This window comes from Flavobacterium sp. CLA17 (assembly GCF_013112255.2).
GTDB classification, from domain to species: domain Bacteria; phylum Bacteroidota; class Bacteroidia; order Flavobacteriales; family Flavobacteriaceae; genus Flavobacterium; species Flavobacterium circumlabens.
This window is the reverse complement of record NZ_CP068294.1, coordinates 1482811-1497801: the sequence shown is the minus strand read 5'-3', so window position 1 is coordinate 1497801 and position 14991 is coordinate 1482811. Positions and strand designations below refer to the sequence as shown.

At 36.2% G+C, this 14991-nt stretch carries 16 protein-coding genes; 14 read left to right on the top strand and 2 right to left on the bottom strand.

Going from position 1 to position 14991, the window contains the following annotated elements; translation table 11 throughout:
* Positions 1-91: 91 nt before the first annotated feature.
* Positions 92-1168: a cytochrome d ubiquinol oxidase subunit II gene (gene cydB, locus HAV12_RS06680; protein ID WP_171568966.1), complete on the bottom strand. Its 1077-nt coding sequence runs from the start codon at positions 1166-1168 to the stop codon at positions 92-94.
* Positions 1169-1170: 2 nt separating this feature from the next.
* Entirely contained in the window at positions 1171-2517 is a 1347-nt protein-coding gene (locus HAV12_RS06675; protein ID WP_171568965.1) for a cytochrome ubiquinol oxidase subunit I, read from the bottom strand.
* Positions 2518-2832: 315 nt separating this feature from the next.
* Here HAV12_RS06675 and HAV12_RS06670 point away from each other — a divergent pair, with 315 nt between their 5' ends.
* The 14 genes from HAV12_RS06670 (at position 2833) to HAV12_RS06605 (ending at position 14990) form a co-directional block, all read left to right on the top strand.
* Positions 2833-4248, top strand: coding sequence for a rhodanese-like domain-containing protein (locus HAV12_RS06670; protein WP_171568964.1), 1416 nt, complete (start codon positions 2833-2835; stop codon positions 4246-4248).
* 129 nt (positions 4249-4377) lie between these two features.
* Positions 4378-4947, top strand: coding sequence for a YeeE/YedE family protein (locus tag HAV12_RS06665; RefSeq protein WP_171568963.1), 570 nt, complete (start codon positions 4378-4380; stop codon positions 4945-4947).
* 10 nt (positions 4948-4957) lie between these two features.
* Positions 4958-5437 (top strand): DUF6691 family protein, encoded by a 480-nt coding sequence (locus tag HAV12_RS06660; RefSeq protein WP_171568962.1) that lies wholly within the window; start codon positions 4958-4960, stop codon positions 5435-5437.
* 270 nt (positions 5438-5707) lie between these two features.
* On the top strand, positions 5708-6169 hold the full coding sequence (locus HAV12_RS06655; protein ID WP_171568961.1) for a MarR family winged helix-turn-helix transcriptional regulator: 462 nt from the start codon (positions 5708-5710) through the stop codon (positions 6167-6169).
* 5 nt (positions 6170-6174) lie between these two features.
* The gene (locus tag HAV12_RS06650) at positions 6175-6807 is read left to right on the top strand and encodes an NAD(P)H-dependent oxidoreductase (RefSeq protein ID WP_171568960.1); all 633 of its coding nucleotides are present in this window, start codon (positions 6175-6177) and stop codon (positions 6805-6807) included.
* 33 nt (positions 6808-6840) lie between these two features.
* Positions 6841-7407, top strand: coding sequence for a YceI family protein (locus HAV12_RS06645; RefSeq protein ID WP_171568959.1), 567 nt, complete (start codon positions 6841-6843; stop codon positions 7405-7407).
* Positions 7408-7609: 202 nt separating this feature from the next.
* Positions 7610-8890: a hypothetical protein gene (locus HAV12_RS06640; protein WP_171568958.1), complete on the top strand. Its 1281-nt coding sequence runs from the start codon at positions 7610-7612 to the stop codon at positions 8888-8890.
* Between the two features lie 302 nt (positions 8891-9192).
* A complete protein-coding gene (locus HAV12_RS06635) occupies positions 9193-10593 on the top strand; it encodes an anthranilate synthase component I family protein (RefSeq protein WP_171568957.1) in 1401 nt (466 codons plus the stop codon).
* 80 nt (positions 10594-10673) lie between these two features.
* A complete protein-coding gene (locus HAV12_RS06630) occupies positions 10674-11117 on the top strand; it encodes a hypothetical protein (RefSeq protein WP_171568956.1) in 444 nt (147 codons plus the stop codon).
* Between the two features lie 88 nt (positions 11118-11205).
* On the top strand, positions 11206-11772 hold the full coding sequence (locus tag HAV12_RS06625; protein ID WP_171568955.1) for an aminodeoxychorismate/anthranilate synthase component II: 567 nt from the start codon (positions 11206-11208) through the stop codon (positions 11770-11772).
* Positions 11773-11868: 96 nt separating this feature from the next.
* Positions 11869-12276, top strand: coding sequence for a GNAT family N-acetyltransferase (locus HAV12_RS06620; RefSeq protein ID WP_171568954.1), 408 nt, complete (start codon positions 11869-11871; stop codon positions 12274-12276).
* Positions 12277-12361: 85 nt separating this feature from the next.
* Positions 12362-13354: an anthranilate phosphoribosyltransferase gene (trpD, locus tag HAV12_RS06615; RefSeq protein WP_171568953.1), complete on the top strand. Its 993-nt coding sequence runs from the start codon at positions 12362-12364 to the stop codon at positions 13352-13354.
* Positions 13355-13409: 55 nt separating this feature from the next.
* On the top strand, positions 13410-14189 hold the full coding sequence (gene trpC, locus HAV12_RS06610) for an indole-3-glycerol phosphate synthase TrpC (protein ID WP_171568952.1): 780 nt from the start codon (positions 13410-13412) through the stop codon (positions 14187-14189).
* A gap of 132 nt (positions 14190-14321) precedes the next feature.
* On the top strand, positions 14322-14990 hold the full coding sequence (locus tag HAV12_RS06605; protein ID WP_171568951.1) for a phosphoribosylanthranilate isomerase: 669 nt from the start codon (positions 14322-14324) through the stop codon (positions 14988-14990).
* Position 14991 lies beyond the last annotated feature (1 nt).

Below are 14991 nucleotides of genomic sequence, written 5' to 3'. Positions count from 1 at the left end.
ACGACCAAACAAAAAAACCGTTGGTTAAAACCCACGGCTATTGATATAATTAATTCGCGAAAATTTGTGCAATTTGTGGCTAAAAAACAACTTAATGCTCCCCATACCCCACATCATCCATTTTCCCATTAAAAACACGGTACTGAATAATAAAATAAATAATGACCAGAAACAGCGCGACAAAAAACCAGCTCAGTCCGGCGTTTAATCCGTAAGCTCCGGCGGCAGTATTGTAAATGGTTAAAGAAGGATTTACTTTATTCGTTGAAGGCAAAACATTCGGGAAAATCGAAACGGCTGTAGATGCAAATCCGCCAACGAGAAATAAAGTCGAGAATATAAAACCGTGTCCGTCTTTTTTGTACGAACGTACTTTGAATAAACCTAAAATCCCGACAAAAGTCATTAGGGGGAAAAACCAAAGAATTGGATTTTCGACAAAATTATGAAAAGGTTCCGGCTCAATAAAATGCCAGATCTGCAACGAAATACAAACCAAAACCAACAAAACGATATTCAGTTTAAAAACCAGATTTTTAAGCTGCGGATTCAGAGACGAATTGGTTTTAAAAATAATCCAGTTGGCACCGTGAATCGTTAAAGCTACCACGCTCACAATGCCAAGAAACAAGGTAAACCAATCGATAATTCCCAATTCACTGGCTTGCGGACTGAAAGTCGGATTCCACAAAGGCAAAAAGAAATAATGTGCTTCCTGTGTCGAAACACCGTTGGTTACCATTCCGAGATTAACCCCCCGAACGATATTTCCCAAAGCAATCCCGAAGAACAAAGCCAGAAGCAAACTCGCGATTCCGAAAGCCTTGTCCCAGATTGTTTCCCACATGGGGTGATGCACCTGTCCACGCATTTCCAAACCGATCGCACGGAAAATCAACAACCATAAAATCATAATCAGAGGCAGATAAAATCCGCTGAAAGAAGAAGCATATAAAGTCGGGAAAGCGAAAAACAAAACACCTCCGGCAGCAATAATCCAAACTTCGTTGGCATCCCAAAAGGGACCAATAGCACTTGTAATTGCTTTTTTATCTTTCTCTGTTTTAGCTAGAAATAAATGAATAATTCCTGCTCCAAAATCATAACCGTCCAAAACAATGTACACGGCCAGAATTCCCATTAAAACGACGTACCAAAAAAATTCCATATTTATATTTTTTCTGTTGAAAGTTCCACATGATGAGGCCCTTTATTGATAATTTTTCCAATCAAAAGCAAAAACAGCATTCCGAGTAAAAGATACAATCCGATAAAACCTAATAAGGTAAACAAGGTATTTCCAGACGAAACTGTTGGCGAAGCTCCGGCTGAAGTGCGTAGTAAATTATAAACCAGCCAGGGTTGTCTCCCTAATTCAGCCGTGTACCAGCCTGTAGTATTGGCAATATACGGAAACGGCATCATAAACATCAGTGACCATAAAATCCATTTAGTCTGATATAATTTCCCCCGAATTAACTGAAAAAGCGCTAAAACCATTAAACCTATAAATAAGGTCCCAAGACCCACCATAATATGATACGCATAATACAATCCGGAAATATTGGTCGGATGAAGATCTTCTTCGAACTGATCCAGTCCTTTTATTTCCTGTTCCCAGTTTCCATAAGTCAGGAAACTCAAAATATTTGGAACGGCAATTTTATTATCCAGTTTTTTGTCTTTTACATCGGGCTGACCGATTAAAACAATTTCAGAACCTTTTTTCTCGGTATGAAAAATTCCTTCCATCGCGGCAAAAGTAACCGGTTGGTATTTCACTACATTTTTGGCCAGTAAATCTCCGGTGGGAACTGCCACAATAATACTCGAAATCAATCCGAAAATTACTCCTGTTTTGAGGAACAATCTTCCAAAAGAAACATTTTTCTGACTCAGGATATAAAAAGCACCAATTCCGGCCACAACAAACGAACTCGTTACCAAAGAGGCGGCCTGATTGTGCAGATAAGAAGGCCATAACCATGGATTAAAAAATAAAGCTTTAAAATTGGTCAATACAAATTTTCCGTTTTCGAGAATTTCATAACCAACCGGATTCTGCATCCAGGAGTGCGTGGCTATAATTAAATAACCGCTGGCCCAGGAGCCAATCATGATTAACACTCCGGTTACAAAGTGCCATTTATGTCCCAGTATTTTTTCTCCAAATAAAAATATTCCCAGAAAAGAAGATTCCAGAAAAAACGAAAACATACCTTCCATCGCCAGTGTCTGACCGATAATTCCTCCCGTCAATTCAGAGAATTTGGCCCAGTTGGTTCCGAACTGAAATTCCATTGGAATCCCGGTCACGACACCCATTGCAAAATTTAAGGCGAAGATTTTCATCCAGAAATGCGTGGCGTGATTGTATTGTTCGTTTTGGGTTTTTAAATATTTCCATTTAAAATAAACAATGATCAGCGAAAGACCCATTGTAAGTTGCGGAAAAAGATAGTGAAAGGTAATCGTGAAGGCGAATTGCATTCGGTCATAAAAAAGCATTTCTTCCATGAGTGGTATTTTTATTTATGAAGTCCCACAAATTTACCCATTAAAACCCAAATTAATGACCTTAAAAAAAAGTTTATCTCCCGATATTTGTTAAACTTTTTAGTGTTTTTACAACATTTATTTTTTTTCTACCATATAAGTTATTTAAGTTCATTTTAGCATAACGTACAGTAAGAGGCCCCTTAAATGAACTTACATCACTTACATAGTAAAATTCCCTTTTTTTATTTCAAAAATGAATTTCTGTAACATTAGTCACTTATTCTTTAGAAAAACCAAGTTATCTTTGTAAACCATTATTTAGATTCCCAAATCATGAAAATAGAACAAATTTACACCGGCTGCCTTGCGCAGGGTGCTTATTATATAACTTCAGACGGAGAAGCGGCGATTATTGACCCTTTAAGAGAAATTCAGCCTTACTTAGAGCGTTTAGAGCGTGACGAGGTACAATTGAAATATATTTTTGAAACACATTTCCACGCTGATTTTGTTTCGGGCCATATCGATTTAAGCAAAGAAACTCAGGCGCCAATTGTTTACGGACCTAATGCGGCCTGTGAATTTGACTGCATTTCAGCGAAAGACGAACAGGAATTTAAAATTGGGAAAATTACGATTAAAGTTCTGCACACTCCCGGGCATACCATGGAAAGCACCACTTATTTACTAATTGATGAAAACGGTAAGGATCATGCGATTTTCTCCGGTGATACTTTATTTATTGGTGATGTCGGACGACCGGATTTGGCACAAAAAGCAGCCGGAATGACACAAGACCAACTGGCCGGAATTTTATTTCATTCGCTAAGGGATAAAATCATGACTTTGGCCGATGATGTCATCGTCTATCCTGCACACGGAGCCGGAAGTGCCTGTGGAAAAAACATGAGCAAAGAAACCGTTTCGACAATCGGAAATCAAAAAGCAACCAATTACGCTTTGCGCGCCAATATGACCGAAGCCGAATTTATTACCGAAGTAACTGACGGATTATTGCCTCCTCCAGCCTATTTCAGTATGAATGTGGCCATGAATAAAAAGGGTTACGAAAGCTTTGAATCGGTTTTGCATAATGGAATGAAAACGATAAAAGCAAAAGAATTTGAGGCTGTGGTCGAAGAAACCGGTGCTTTGATTCTGGATACCAGAAGTGCTGCAGATTTTAGCAAAGGATTTATTCCGCAATCTGTTAATATCGGAATCAATGGTGATTTTGCGCCCTGGGTCGGCACTTTAATTGCCAATGTAAAACAACCTATTATATTGGTTACTGAAACTGGTCTTGAAGAGGAAACCGTAACACGTTTAAGCCGTGTGGGTTTTGATGCGATAATCGGGCATTTGGAAGGTGGTTTTGAAGCCTGGCAGCAAGCCGGCTTTGAAATCGATACCGTTAACCGAATAACCGCTGCTCAATTTGCAACTGAATTTAAACCTGAAAAAGACAAAGTAATCGACATTCGTAAAGAAACTGAATACGCTGCAGAACATATTGATGAAGCTTACAACAAACCGTTGGCTTTTATCAATGACTGGGTAAAAGATATTAATCCAAACGAACATTTTTACCTGCATTGTGCCGGAGGTTACCGCAGTATGATTGCAGCTTCTATATTGCAGGCACGTGGATTTAGAAATTTTTCAGAAGTGGAAGGTGGTTTTGGGGCGATCTCGAAAACTGAAATCCCAAAATCTGATTTTGTTTGCCAGAGTAAGGTGCTGAAATAAAATCTTTTTGCCACAGATTAAAATGATTAACACGGATTATTAAAATAATAAAAATTAGCACGCAGATTTCATAGATTAAAAAGAAAAAAATCCTTTAATCTGTGAAATCTGTGGCAAAAAAACTAGCATATGAGTTTACTGGAAATTTTAAAAGAACCTTGGCCCTGGTACGTTTCGGGTCCGTTGATTGGGCTAACAGTCCCTATTTTGTTAATTATCGGAAATAAATCTTTCGGAATCAGTTCTTCATTGCGTCATATTTGTGCGGCTTGTATTCCGGCAAACATCTCCTTTTTTAAATACGACTGGAAAAAAGAAAGCTGGAATTTATTTTTCGTTTTCGGAATTTTCCTTGGTGGTATTATTGCTGCTTATTTTTTAGCCAATCCGAATCCGGTTGAAATTACGGCCAAACTTTCAGAACAATTAGCCAGTTACGGAATCACTGATCGTTCCGGTTTACTGCCAAAAGAACTTTTTTCCTGGGAAAGTTTATTCACGCTTCGTGGCTTTATCATGATTGTTGTTGGTGGATTTCTAGTGGGTTTCGGAACACGTTATGCTGGAGGATGTACGAGTGGTCATGCAATTATGGGAATTTCAAACTTACAATGGCCTTCACTGGTAGCCACCATCTTTTTTATGATTGGCGGTTTTATTATGGCTAATTTGATCTTGCCGTACATTCTTTCACTTTAAAATTTTAAAAATGAATAATTTAGAAAATAAAAATACCGATACCGAAGGAATTAACGGAAGTCAGTTAAAAGATTCCGGATTCTCAAATCTTAAGTATCTTTTCGTTGGAATTCTATTTGGAATCATATTCGTAAAAGCCGAAATCATTAGCTGGTTTCGCATTCAGGAAATGTTTCAATTGCAATCCTTCTTTATGTATGGTGTAATTGGAAGCGCAGTTGTAGTTGGAATTATATCGGTTCAGTTGATTAAAAAATTTAATATTAAAACCCTTCAGGGTGAAAAAATTGAAATTCAGCCAAAGACTTTCAGCAAAGGGCAAATCTATGGCGGTTTACTGTTTGGGTTTGGATGGGCATTGACCGGCGCTTGTCCCGGGCCTTTATTTGCTCAGATCGGAACTGGAGTTACTGTAATTGTTATTACTTTGATAAGTGCTATTTTTGGAACCTGGGTTTATGGTTTCTTTAAAGATAAGCTACCCCATTAAATATCGAACCTGATAATAATAATCACACCCGAGACGTTTTTAAAACGTCTCGGGTTTCTTTTTGAATTCAACTTTAGTTTTAAACAATCGTTAAATATCAAATAATCAGTATTTTAAATTAAAAATTTAGAATATATTTATACTAATTATATAGCGTTTGCATAGGTAAATACCTCTTATTAATTCAATTAACAAAAAATTAACACAACATTTGTATATACAACTATTAAAAGTTATACATTTGTATATACAAATTAGACACTTACGACTATGACAATTGAAGAGGTTATTAAAAGTACAGTTAAGATGGATAATGCGAAAAAAGTTATTCTGAATATCATGTACACGCAAAATGTGATTCAGGATCATTTCAACGAGTTGATAAAACCGTATGATCTGTCCGGAGAACAATATAATGTGTTACGTATATTAAGAGGACAAAAAGGGAATCCTGCTAATATGTGTGTGATACAAGAACGTATGCTGGCCAAAACAAGCAATACAACCCGATTAGTAGACAAATTATTACTGAAGGACTTTGTTACCAGAAATGTTTGCCCGGGCAATCGACGTAAAATCGAAGTTCTCATTACCCAAAAGGGATTGGATGTATTAAAAGAATTAGATCCGAAGGTAGATGAGCACGAACGCATTTTTGCGGAGAATATTAGCCCTGAAGAATTAGAATTATTAAATCAGTTATTAGAAAAATACAGAACCCAAGAAAATTAATATTTATGAGTACATTCTTAGAAAATCAAAATTGGAGATATGCAACAAAACAATATGATGCAACAAAAAAAATCTCTGATGCAGATCTAAAAACAATAAAGGAAGCTGTTAGATTAAGTGCTTCTTCATACGGATTACAGCCTTATAAAGTTGTAATTGTAGAAAATCCTGAATTAAGAGAGCAATTAAAAGCTGCAGCTTACGGTCAAACTCAGATTACTGACGCTTCTCAGCTATTTATTTTTGCAAATGATATAAATACAGGAGCAGAATCTGTAGATAAATACATTAGTAATATTAGCGAAACAAGAGGAGTTCCTGCTCATGCGCTTGCAGGATTCAGTGACATGATGAAAGGTATGATTTCGAGCTTACCTGCTGAATCAAAAAATGTCTGGACAGCAAAACAAACCTATATCGCTTTAGGAAACTTACTAAGTGCCGCTTCTGAATTAAAAATCGATGCAACTCCAATGGAAGGTTTTAATGCTGCTGCATTCAATGAAATCTTAGGTTTCGATAAATTAGGCTTAAACGCTTCTGTTATTGCAGCTGTAGGGTACAGACATGATGCGGACGACGCTCAGCATTACAAAAAAGTTAGAAAATCAAACGAAGAATTATTTATCACACTATAATTATTAATAACAATCAAAATCAATTTTAACAACATGAAAAATTTAAAAACAATTGCAATAGCATTATTCGTAGCAGTGGCTAGCGTTTCAGTAAACGCACAAACAAAAAAAATCGATGTAAAAGCATCTACTATCAAATGGGTGGGTAAAAAAGTAACAGGAGAACACTCCGGAACAGTAAACTTCAAAGATGGTGCTGTAGTTTTCAAAGGAAAAAAATTAGTTGGTGGTAGCTTTACAGTTGACATGACTTCTTTAACTGCTACTGACTTAACTGGAGAATACCAAGGAAAATTAAACGGTCACCTTAAAGCTGACGATTTCTTCGGAACTGATAAATTCCCAACTGCTAAATTAGTTTTCAAAACTATCGGTGCTAAATCAACTGATGTTTATACTGTAACTGCTGATTTAACAATCAAAGGAATTACTAAACCAGTAACTTTTGACATTACTGTAGCTGGAAACACTGCAACTACTGCATTCAAAGTTGACAGAACTAAATACGACATTAAATATAATTCTGGTAACTTCTTTGAAAACTTAGGAGACAAAACTATCAATGACGATTTCGAATTGACTGTAGCTTTAAAATTCTAATATTTCAGGCTTACTAGTTCATAATATTCAGAAAACCCCAATAGTTTACGCTATTGGGGTTTCTTTTTTGCCATATATTCAAAAAAATAACGTTCTTAATATTTACATAACGCTTTGGTAATGCTGATTGCGGTTTTGATTAACATGAGGCCCTTAATTTTGGGTAATTAAAAAAAAATCAAAAACTAGAAATCAAATAGTTATGAAATCAAAAATACAAATTGCCCTGATTACCCTTATCAGCAGTTTTTCTCTACACGCCCAACAACAAACAAAAGGAATAATTGGAACAAATAACTGGATGAATAACTGGACCAATTTTAAACCTGTCGCTAATGAATATAGCGAAGCCACCAATATCATCGCCGGAACAATCGATAAAGACACTAAACTTTTAAAACGTAATACGTACCAATTAGTTGGTGTAGTATATGTTACCAATAACGCTACTTTGACAATCGAGCCGGGAACTGTTATTCGCGGGGACGATAAAACCTGCGGAACGCTGGTTATCACAAATGGCTCCAAAATTATGGCCGAAGGTTTAGAAACAGATCCGATTGTTTTTACTACAAACAAAGAAAAAACGGAAAGAAAACCGGGCGACTGGGGTGGCATCATTATTTTAGGGAAAGCACCAATAAATACTCTTGGAGGTTTACACACCTTGCCTTTTGACTTAGATCCTTTGCTAAATCATTATGGCGGTCCCGATGCAGAAGACAATTCGGGAATTCTGAAATATGTACGTATTGAATATGCAGGAAGAAAATTAAGCGCGCTAAAAGAACTTAACGGCCTTTCTTTAGCCGGAGTGGGAAGAAAAACGGTTTTAAATAATATCCAGATTAGTTTTTCAAATGATGATTCTTTCGAATGTTATGGAGGAGATTTGAATATGAGTAACCTGATTTCTTACCGTACTACCGATGATGATTTTGATTTTACACAAGGTGCTCAAATCAATATCAGTAACAGTATTGCTATCCGTCATCCTTTCTCTTCAGATGCTTCAGGATCAAGATGTTTTGAGGTCGATTCTTATGATAAAATTCAAAACACAGATATGAGTAAAAAGATGACCCGTATAAACGCCAGCAACATCACACTGGTAAATCTTGAAGAAAATAATCAGGGATTGGTGAGAGAATCCCTTTATGTGCGGGAAAATACTTTTTTCAACTTAACCAACAGCATTGCTTCGGGCTTTACTCCTTTTGCTGTAATGGAAGAGAATATTGGAAACAGCGATGCCAATTTATCTAAAATCACATTCAAAAACATAATTGTAAACAATTGTAACGGAGGAATTACAAGCGAAGCAAGTGGTACGACTACAGCTATCCAAAATTGGTATTCTAAACCTGAATTTGGAATTGGATACACAAAAATGAAAAACAATGAGTTGTTTACAATGCCAAATATCAAAGGAAATCCAGACTTCAAAGCCAACCAAAACAACACGATTGCTATTGGAAATTAAACACTTGAAAGTCCTTTGCTATTTTAGAATTTAACAAATTTCTAAATTTAGAAAAGATTTTTTTGAAATTTTATGTCTTTTAATCCAAATTACATTTATATCTTTGTCACAACAAAAAAAGAAATGAGAACAATTTTAAACAATACTTGGTGGTGGAAGAATTTACGTCAAACGTCGTGAACAAAGCTTCCTATGGTACTTTAAAACTATAAATACAAAAGGCTTGTCATCACGACAAGCCTTTTTTTTTGGTAAAAATCGAAGTAAAAAAAAAATATTAAAAACTATAAAAACGAAATACATTGAAACCTTTTATACTCAACACACACTACAAACAAATTCTGGCAGATACGATTACTCCGGTAAGCATTTATTTTAAAATCCGAGATAAATTCCCAAACAGTCTATTATTGGAAAGTAGTGATTATCATGGAAATGACAATAGTTTCTCTTATGTATGCTGTAATCCGATTGCTACGATAAAAATCGAAAACGAGATCATCTCAAAAACTTTCCCTGACGGAACAACAGAAACCATTTCAATAAATGCATCCACTAATATTCCGGAGGTCATTCAGGAATTTTCAAGTCAGTTCAAATCGGAGAAAAATGATTTTAAATTCATTAATAATGGCTTATTCGGATACATTTCTTACGATGCCGTTCGTTATTTTGAAAAAGTAAACATTGTCAAAAAAGACAACGCCACTTCAATTCCGGATGTTTTTTACGCTGTTTATCAAAACATTATTGCCATTAATCATTTCAAAAACGAAGCTTATATCTTCTGCCATAGTGTAGATGGAAGAAATAACATTTCAGAAATAGAACAATTACTGCAGTCCAGAAATATTGCCTCTTACAAATTTACTAAAGAAGGTGAAGGTTTTTCGAACCTGACGGATGCCGAATTCAAACACAACGTGGCTTTAGCCAAAAAACACTGTTTCCGTGGAGACGTATTCCAATTGGTTTTATCCCGTCGTTTTACACAAGGTTTTAAAGGTGATGAATTTAATGTTTATCGTGCCTTAAGAAGTATTAACCCTTCTCCCTATTTGTTCTTTTTTGATTATGGAGATTTCAAAATATTCGGGTCTTCACCTGAAGCACAGATTATCGTAAAAAACAGAAAAGCAGAAATTCACCCCATCGCCGGAACATTCAAAAGAACCGGAAATGATGAACGTGATGCGCTTCTGGCAAAAGAACTTTCTGAAGATAAAAAAGAAAACAGTGAACATGTGATGTTAGTCGATTTAGCCAGAAATGATTTGAGCAGAAATGGCCATGATGTCAATGTGGAAAAATACAGAGAGGTTCAGTTCTTCTCGCATGTAATTCACTTAGTCTCAAAAGTCACAGGTCATTTGCATGAAAAAGCAACTACAATGCAGGTTGTTGCCGATACTTTTCCGGCAGGAACTTTAAGCGGTGCACCGAAACACAGAGCGATGCAATTAATTGAAGATTACGAAAAAACCAATCGTAATTTCTATGGCGGTGCTATCGGCTTTATGGATTTTGAAGGAAATTTTAATCACGCCATTATGATACGAACTTTTCTTAGTAAAAACCATCAATTGCATTGTCAGGCCGGCGCCGGAATCGTGGCAAGTTCAGATGAGGAAAGCGAGATGCAGGAGGTTTACAATAAATTGAGAGCGTTGAATACGGCACTGGAAATGGCAGAGAAGATTTAGTATTCATTCGCAGTTGCAGTTGCAACATGAAACTAAGAAAACCTGAAAACTGAAACAAAAACAAACCAACCTTAAAAATCATGAAAAAAATAATATCAATTTTAATTTTAATACTGGCCATTTCGGCTTGTACTTCAGAGAAAAAACAAAATCCTATTGAAGGAACCTGGCGTTTGGTAGCGGCAGAAACAACAGAGAAAGATTCGACTTTTTCGACTTTCAATTCCAAAACAAAAATGATTAAAATTATAAATGATTCACACTTTGCTTTTTTTAACCATGATTTAAATAATGGAAAAGATTCGACAGCCGCTGTATTTTTTGGCGGAGGTGGAAAATATACCTTGAAAGACAGTATTTATACCGAAAATCTGGAATATTTTAATAATCGTCAGTGGGAAAACAACAAGTTTGAATTTACAGTAAAAGTTAAAAATGATACGCTGATTCAAAAAGGAATTGAAAAGATAGAAAAATTAGGAATCAATCGCATTATCACTGAAAAATACATTAGAGAAAAATAAAAATTTAGTTTCAAGTTTTCTTTGTTTCAGGTTTCAAGTTATTGGAACGTGAAACTTGAAACCTGAAACCTGAAACAAAAAAATAAAGATGAAAAAAATATTAGTTATAGACAATTACGATAGTTTCACTTACAACTTAGTACACTATCTGGAAGATTTAAATTGCGAAGTTACCGTTTACAGAAATGATGAGTTTGACATCGACGAAATCGCTTCTTTTGATAAAATATTGCTTTCGCCGGGACCCGGAATTCCGGATGAAGCGGGATTACTAAAAGCCGTAATTCAGAAATACGCACCAACAAAAAGTATTTTAGGCGTTTGTTTAGGGCAACAGGCAATCGGAGAAGTTTTTGGAGGAACACTTTCGAACCTTGACAAGGTATATCACGGAGTTGCAACCAACGTAAAAACAGTAGTTTCTGATGAAATCCTGTTTGAAGGTTTAGGAAATGAATTTGAAGTAGGACGCTACCATTCCTGGGTAGTAGACAGCAATTTACCGGATGTTTTAGAAGCCACTTCAATAGACGAAAACGGACAAATTATGTCGCTAAGACACAAAACTTTTGATGTCAGAGGTGTTCAGTTTCATCCGGAAAGCGTTTTAACACCTAATGGAAAAAAGATTTTAGAGAATTGGGTAAAGAGCTAGTTTTAAGTGCACAGTCACTCCCGATAGCTATCGGGATCAGTCACAGTTTAAAAACTTAGAACCTTAGCCTCTCAGCAACTTAGAACCTCAAAAAAAATGAACATAAAAATTTTAGAAACCAAAGAAATTAATCTCGAAGACATATTGGTACTCTACAAAGAAAACGAATGGAGTTCGGCCAGTAAACCTAACGAATTATATAACGGTCTTTTGAATTCCGAAACTTTAGTAACCGCCTGGGAAGGAGAAAAACTAGTTGGCCTTGGCAACGCCATTTCAGATGGATACTTAACGGTTTATTATCCTCATTTATTGGTACTTCCCGAATATCAGGGAAAAGGAATCGGGAAACTGATTTTAGATAAACTACAGGAAAAGTACCGCCATTTCCACATGCAGATGCTAACCGCCGACGGAAGAGCTGTTGACTTTTATAAAAAGAACGGATTCGAACGTGCAGGAAAAACAGAGCCCATGTGGATTTATCAGGGAAATGAACATTGAAAAGCAGACAGTCCCAGTCTCAGTTTACAGTCTTAGCAGAAAAACTCAGAACCTTATCCTCTCAGTAACTTAGAACCTTAAAAAAATGAAAAATATATTAAATAAATTAATCAACCACGAAGTGCTTACCAAAGAAGAAGCAAAAACGGTATTGATTAATATTTCAAGCGGAGCTTATAATCCGAGTCAGATTTCGGCTTTTTTAACCGTATTCATGATGCGCAGTATTACGATTGACGAGCTTTCCGGTTTTCGTGAAGCACTGTTGGAATTATGCATTCGTGTTGACTTATCGGCCTACAATACCATTGATTTGTGCGGGACGGGTGGTGACGGAAAAGATACGTTCAACATTTCTACCTTAGCTTCATTTATCGCTGCGGGAGCCGGAATAAAAGTAGCAAAACACGGAAACTACGGAGTTTCCTCTATTTCCGGATCCAGTAACGTCATGGAAAAAATGGGAATCAAATTTAGCAATGATCCCGAATTTTTAGAAAAATGTATCGATCAGGCCGGAATTTGTGTTTTACATGCTCCCTTATTTCACCCTGCAATGAAAAATGTGGGTCCTATCAGAAAAGAACTGGCTGTAAAAACATTCTTCAATATGTTAGGCCCAATGGTAAATCCGTCATTTCCTAAAAATCAGCTGGTGGGTGTTTTCAATTTAGAATTAGCCCGAATGTATGCGTATTTATACCAGAATACTAATGTGAATTTTACAATCCTGCATTCGCTTGACGGTTATGACGAAATTTCGTTAACCGGTCCGACAAAAATCATCACCAGTACTATGGAAGGTATGATAAAACCGGATGATTTTGGCGTTCGCCTTTTAGCGCAAAGCGAAATCGAAGGCGGAAGAACAATCGAAGAATCAGCAGAAATGTTTACCAGTATCATTTCCGGAAAAGGAAGTGAAGCGCAAAACAACGTGGTTTGTGCGAATGCGGCAATGGCAATTGCAACCGTGAATAAATGTTCTCCTCAGGAAGGTTTCAAACAGGCCAAAGAAAGCTTATTCTCCGGAAAAGGATTGAAAGTATTAAACAAACTGAAAGAATTAAGCAAGTAAAAAAATAGTTTCAGGTTGTCAAATTGTCAGAACGTGAAACACGAAACAAATAGCGATGAATATACTCGATAAAATAATCTTCGATAAACAACGGGAAGTTGTTCTTAAAAAATCAATCATTCCGGTTTCACAACTGGAAAGTTCGGTGTTTTTTGAAAGGCAGACGATCTCTTTAAGTCAGAAATTAAAACAAAGCTCAACCGGAATTATTGCTGAACACAAACGCCGTTCGCCTTCAAAATCAGTTATAAATCATAATTTTACGGTGGAAGAAGTCGTAAGAGGATATGAAAATGCAGGTGCTTGCGGAATTTCCGTTTTAACCGACGGAAAGTATTTTGGCGGTTCGCTGGACGATCTTCTTTTAGCGAGAGCTTCTGTAAATATTCCGCTTTTGCGAAAAGAATTTATTGTAGACGAATATCAGATTCTGGAAGCCAAAGCATTTGGAGCCGATCTGATTTTACTGATCGCTGCGGTTTTAACCCGTGAAGAAATCAAATCATTGTCTGAATTCGCTAAAAAATTAGGTTTAGAAGTTTTACTGGAAGTTCACAATCAGGAAGAATTAGAAAAATCGATTATGCCAACGCTGGATATGATTGGTGTAAACAACCGAAACCTGAAAACGTTCGAAGTAAGTCTGGATTTCAGCAAACAGTTGGCCTCCAAAATTCCGGATGAATTTGTAAAAGTTTCCGAAAGCGGAATTTCATCGGTTGAAGCCATTTCAGAATTAAGACCTTATGGTTACAGTGGTTTTTTAATCGGAGAAAATTTTATGAAAACCGATAATGCCGGAAAAGCTGCAACAGAATTTATCAGGAAGCTTTAGGCTATAGGCTTTAAGTAATACGCTTTTCTCAACATTATTAAAATTAGCATACAGCTTAAAGCATAAAGTCTTTTCTCAACATTACTATAATTAGCCTAAAGCCTACAGCTTAAAGCTTAAAGCATAAAAAAAATGAAACTAAAAATATGCGGAATGAAATATCCCGATAATATTCTCGAAGTGGGAGCTGTCCTGCCCGATTATATGGGATTTATTTTCTATGAAAAATCCGCTCGCTATTTTGACGGAACGATTCCCGAACTGATCAAAACAATAAAAAAAACAGGCGTTTTTGTAGATGCAACTGTCGATTATATCATGTCAAAAGTCAACAAATATCATTTACAGGCGGTTCAGCTGCACGGAAATGAATCGGTTGAATTCTGCCAGGAATTAAAAAAGAAAATTGATGCGAAAATCGATGCGAAAGTCGAAATGATAAAAGTTTTTTCCGTTGGAGAAGATTTTGATTTTGATCTTTTAAACCCTTTTGAAAAACTGTGTGATTATTTTTTATTCGATACAAAAGGAAAATTACCCGGCGGAAACGGAACCGCTTTCGACTGGAAGATATTAGAAAATTACAAATCCGAAAAACCCTTTTTCTTAAGTGGCGGTATCGGAATTGATGACATACCCCTTATAAAAAATCTTAAATTGCCGATTTACGCGATAGATATAAACAGTAAATTTGAGATTGAACCCGGATTAAAAAACGTAAAATTGTGCAGAGAAGCATGTATCGAAACGCACAGCAGTGCAGCTGTACGCGCCCGTCTTCATGAAATAAAAAACAAATAGA

What these genes read in the sequence shown, in the direction of transcription:
- cydB (WP_171568966.1), bottom strand. Translation starts at nt 1,168, where the DNA reads ATGGAATTTTTTTGGTACGTCGTTTTAATGGGAATTCTGGCCGTGTAC.
- HAV12_RS06675 (WP_171568965.1), bottom strand. Translation starts at nt 2,517, where the DNA reads ATGGAAGAAATGCTTTTTTATGACCGAATGCAATTCGCCTTCACGATT.
- HAV12_RS06670 (WP_171568964.1), top strand. Translation starts at nt 2,833, where the DNA reads ATGAAAATAGAACAAATTTACACCGGCTGCCTTGCGCAGGGTGCTTAT.
- HAV12_RS06665 (WP_171568963.1), top strand. Translation starts at nt 4,378, where the DNA reads ATGAGTTTACTGGAAATTTTAAAAGAACCTTGGCCCTGGTACGTTTCG.
- HAV12_RS06660 (WP_171568962.1), top strand. Translation starts at nt 4,958, where the DNA reads ATGAATAATTTAGAAAATAAAAATACCGATACCGAAGGAATTAACGGA.
- HAV12_RS06655 (WP_171568961.1), top strand. Translation starts at nt 5,708, where the DNA reads ATGACAATTGAAGAGGTTATTAAAAGTACAGTTAAGATGGATAATGCG.
- HAV12_RS06650 (WP_171568960.1), top strand. Translation starts at nt 6,175, where the DNA reads ATGAGTACATTCTTAGAAAATCAAAATTGGAGATATGCAACAAAACAA.
- HAV12_RS06645 (WP_171568959.1), top strand. Translation starts at nt 6,841, where the DNA reads ATGAAAAATTTAAAAACAATTGCAATAGCATTATTCGTAGCAGTGGCT.
- HAV12_RS06640 (WP_171568958.1), top strand. Translation starts at nt 7,610, where the DNA reads ATGAAATCAAAAATACAAATTGCCCTGATTACCCTTATCAGCAGTTTT.
- HAV12_RS06630 (WP_171568956.1), top strand. Translation starts at nt 10,674, where the DNA reads ATGAAAAAAATAATATCAATTTTAATTTTAATACTGGCCATTTCGGCT.
- HAV12_RS06625 (WP_171568955.1), top strand. Translation starts at nt 11,206, where the DNA reads ATGAAAAAAATATTAGTTATAGACAATTACGATAGTTTCACTTACAAC.
- HAV12_RS06620 (WP_171568954.1), top strand. Translation starts at nt 11,869, where the DNA reads ATGAACATAAAAATTTTAGAAACCAAAGAAATTAATCTCGAAGACATA.
- trpD (WP_171568953.1), top strand. Translation starts at nt 12,362, where the DNA reads ATGAAAAATATATTAAATAAATTAATCAACCACGAAGTGCTTACCAAA.
- trpC (WP_171568952.1), top strand. Translation starts at nt 13,410, where the DNA reads ATGAATATACTCGATAAAATAATCTTCGATAAACAACGGGAAGTTGTT.
- HAV12_RS06605 (WP_171568951.1), top strand. Translation starts at nt 14,322, where the DNA reads ATGAAACTAAAAATATGCGGAATGAAATATCCCGATAATATTCTCGAA.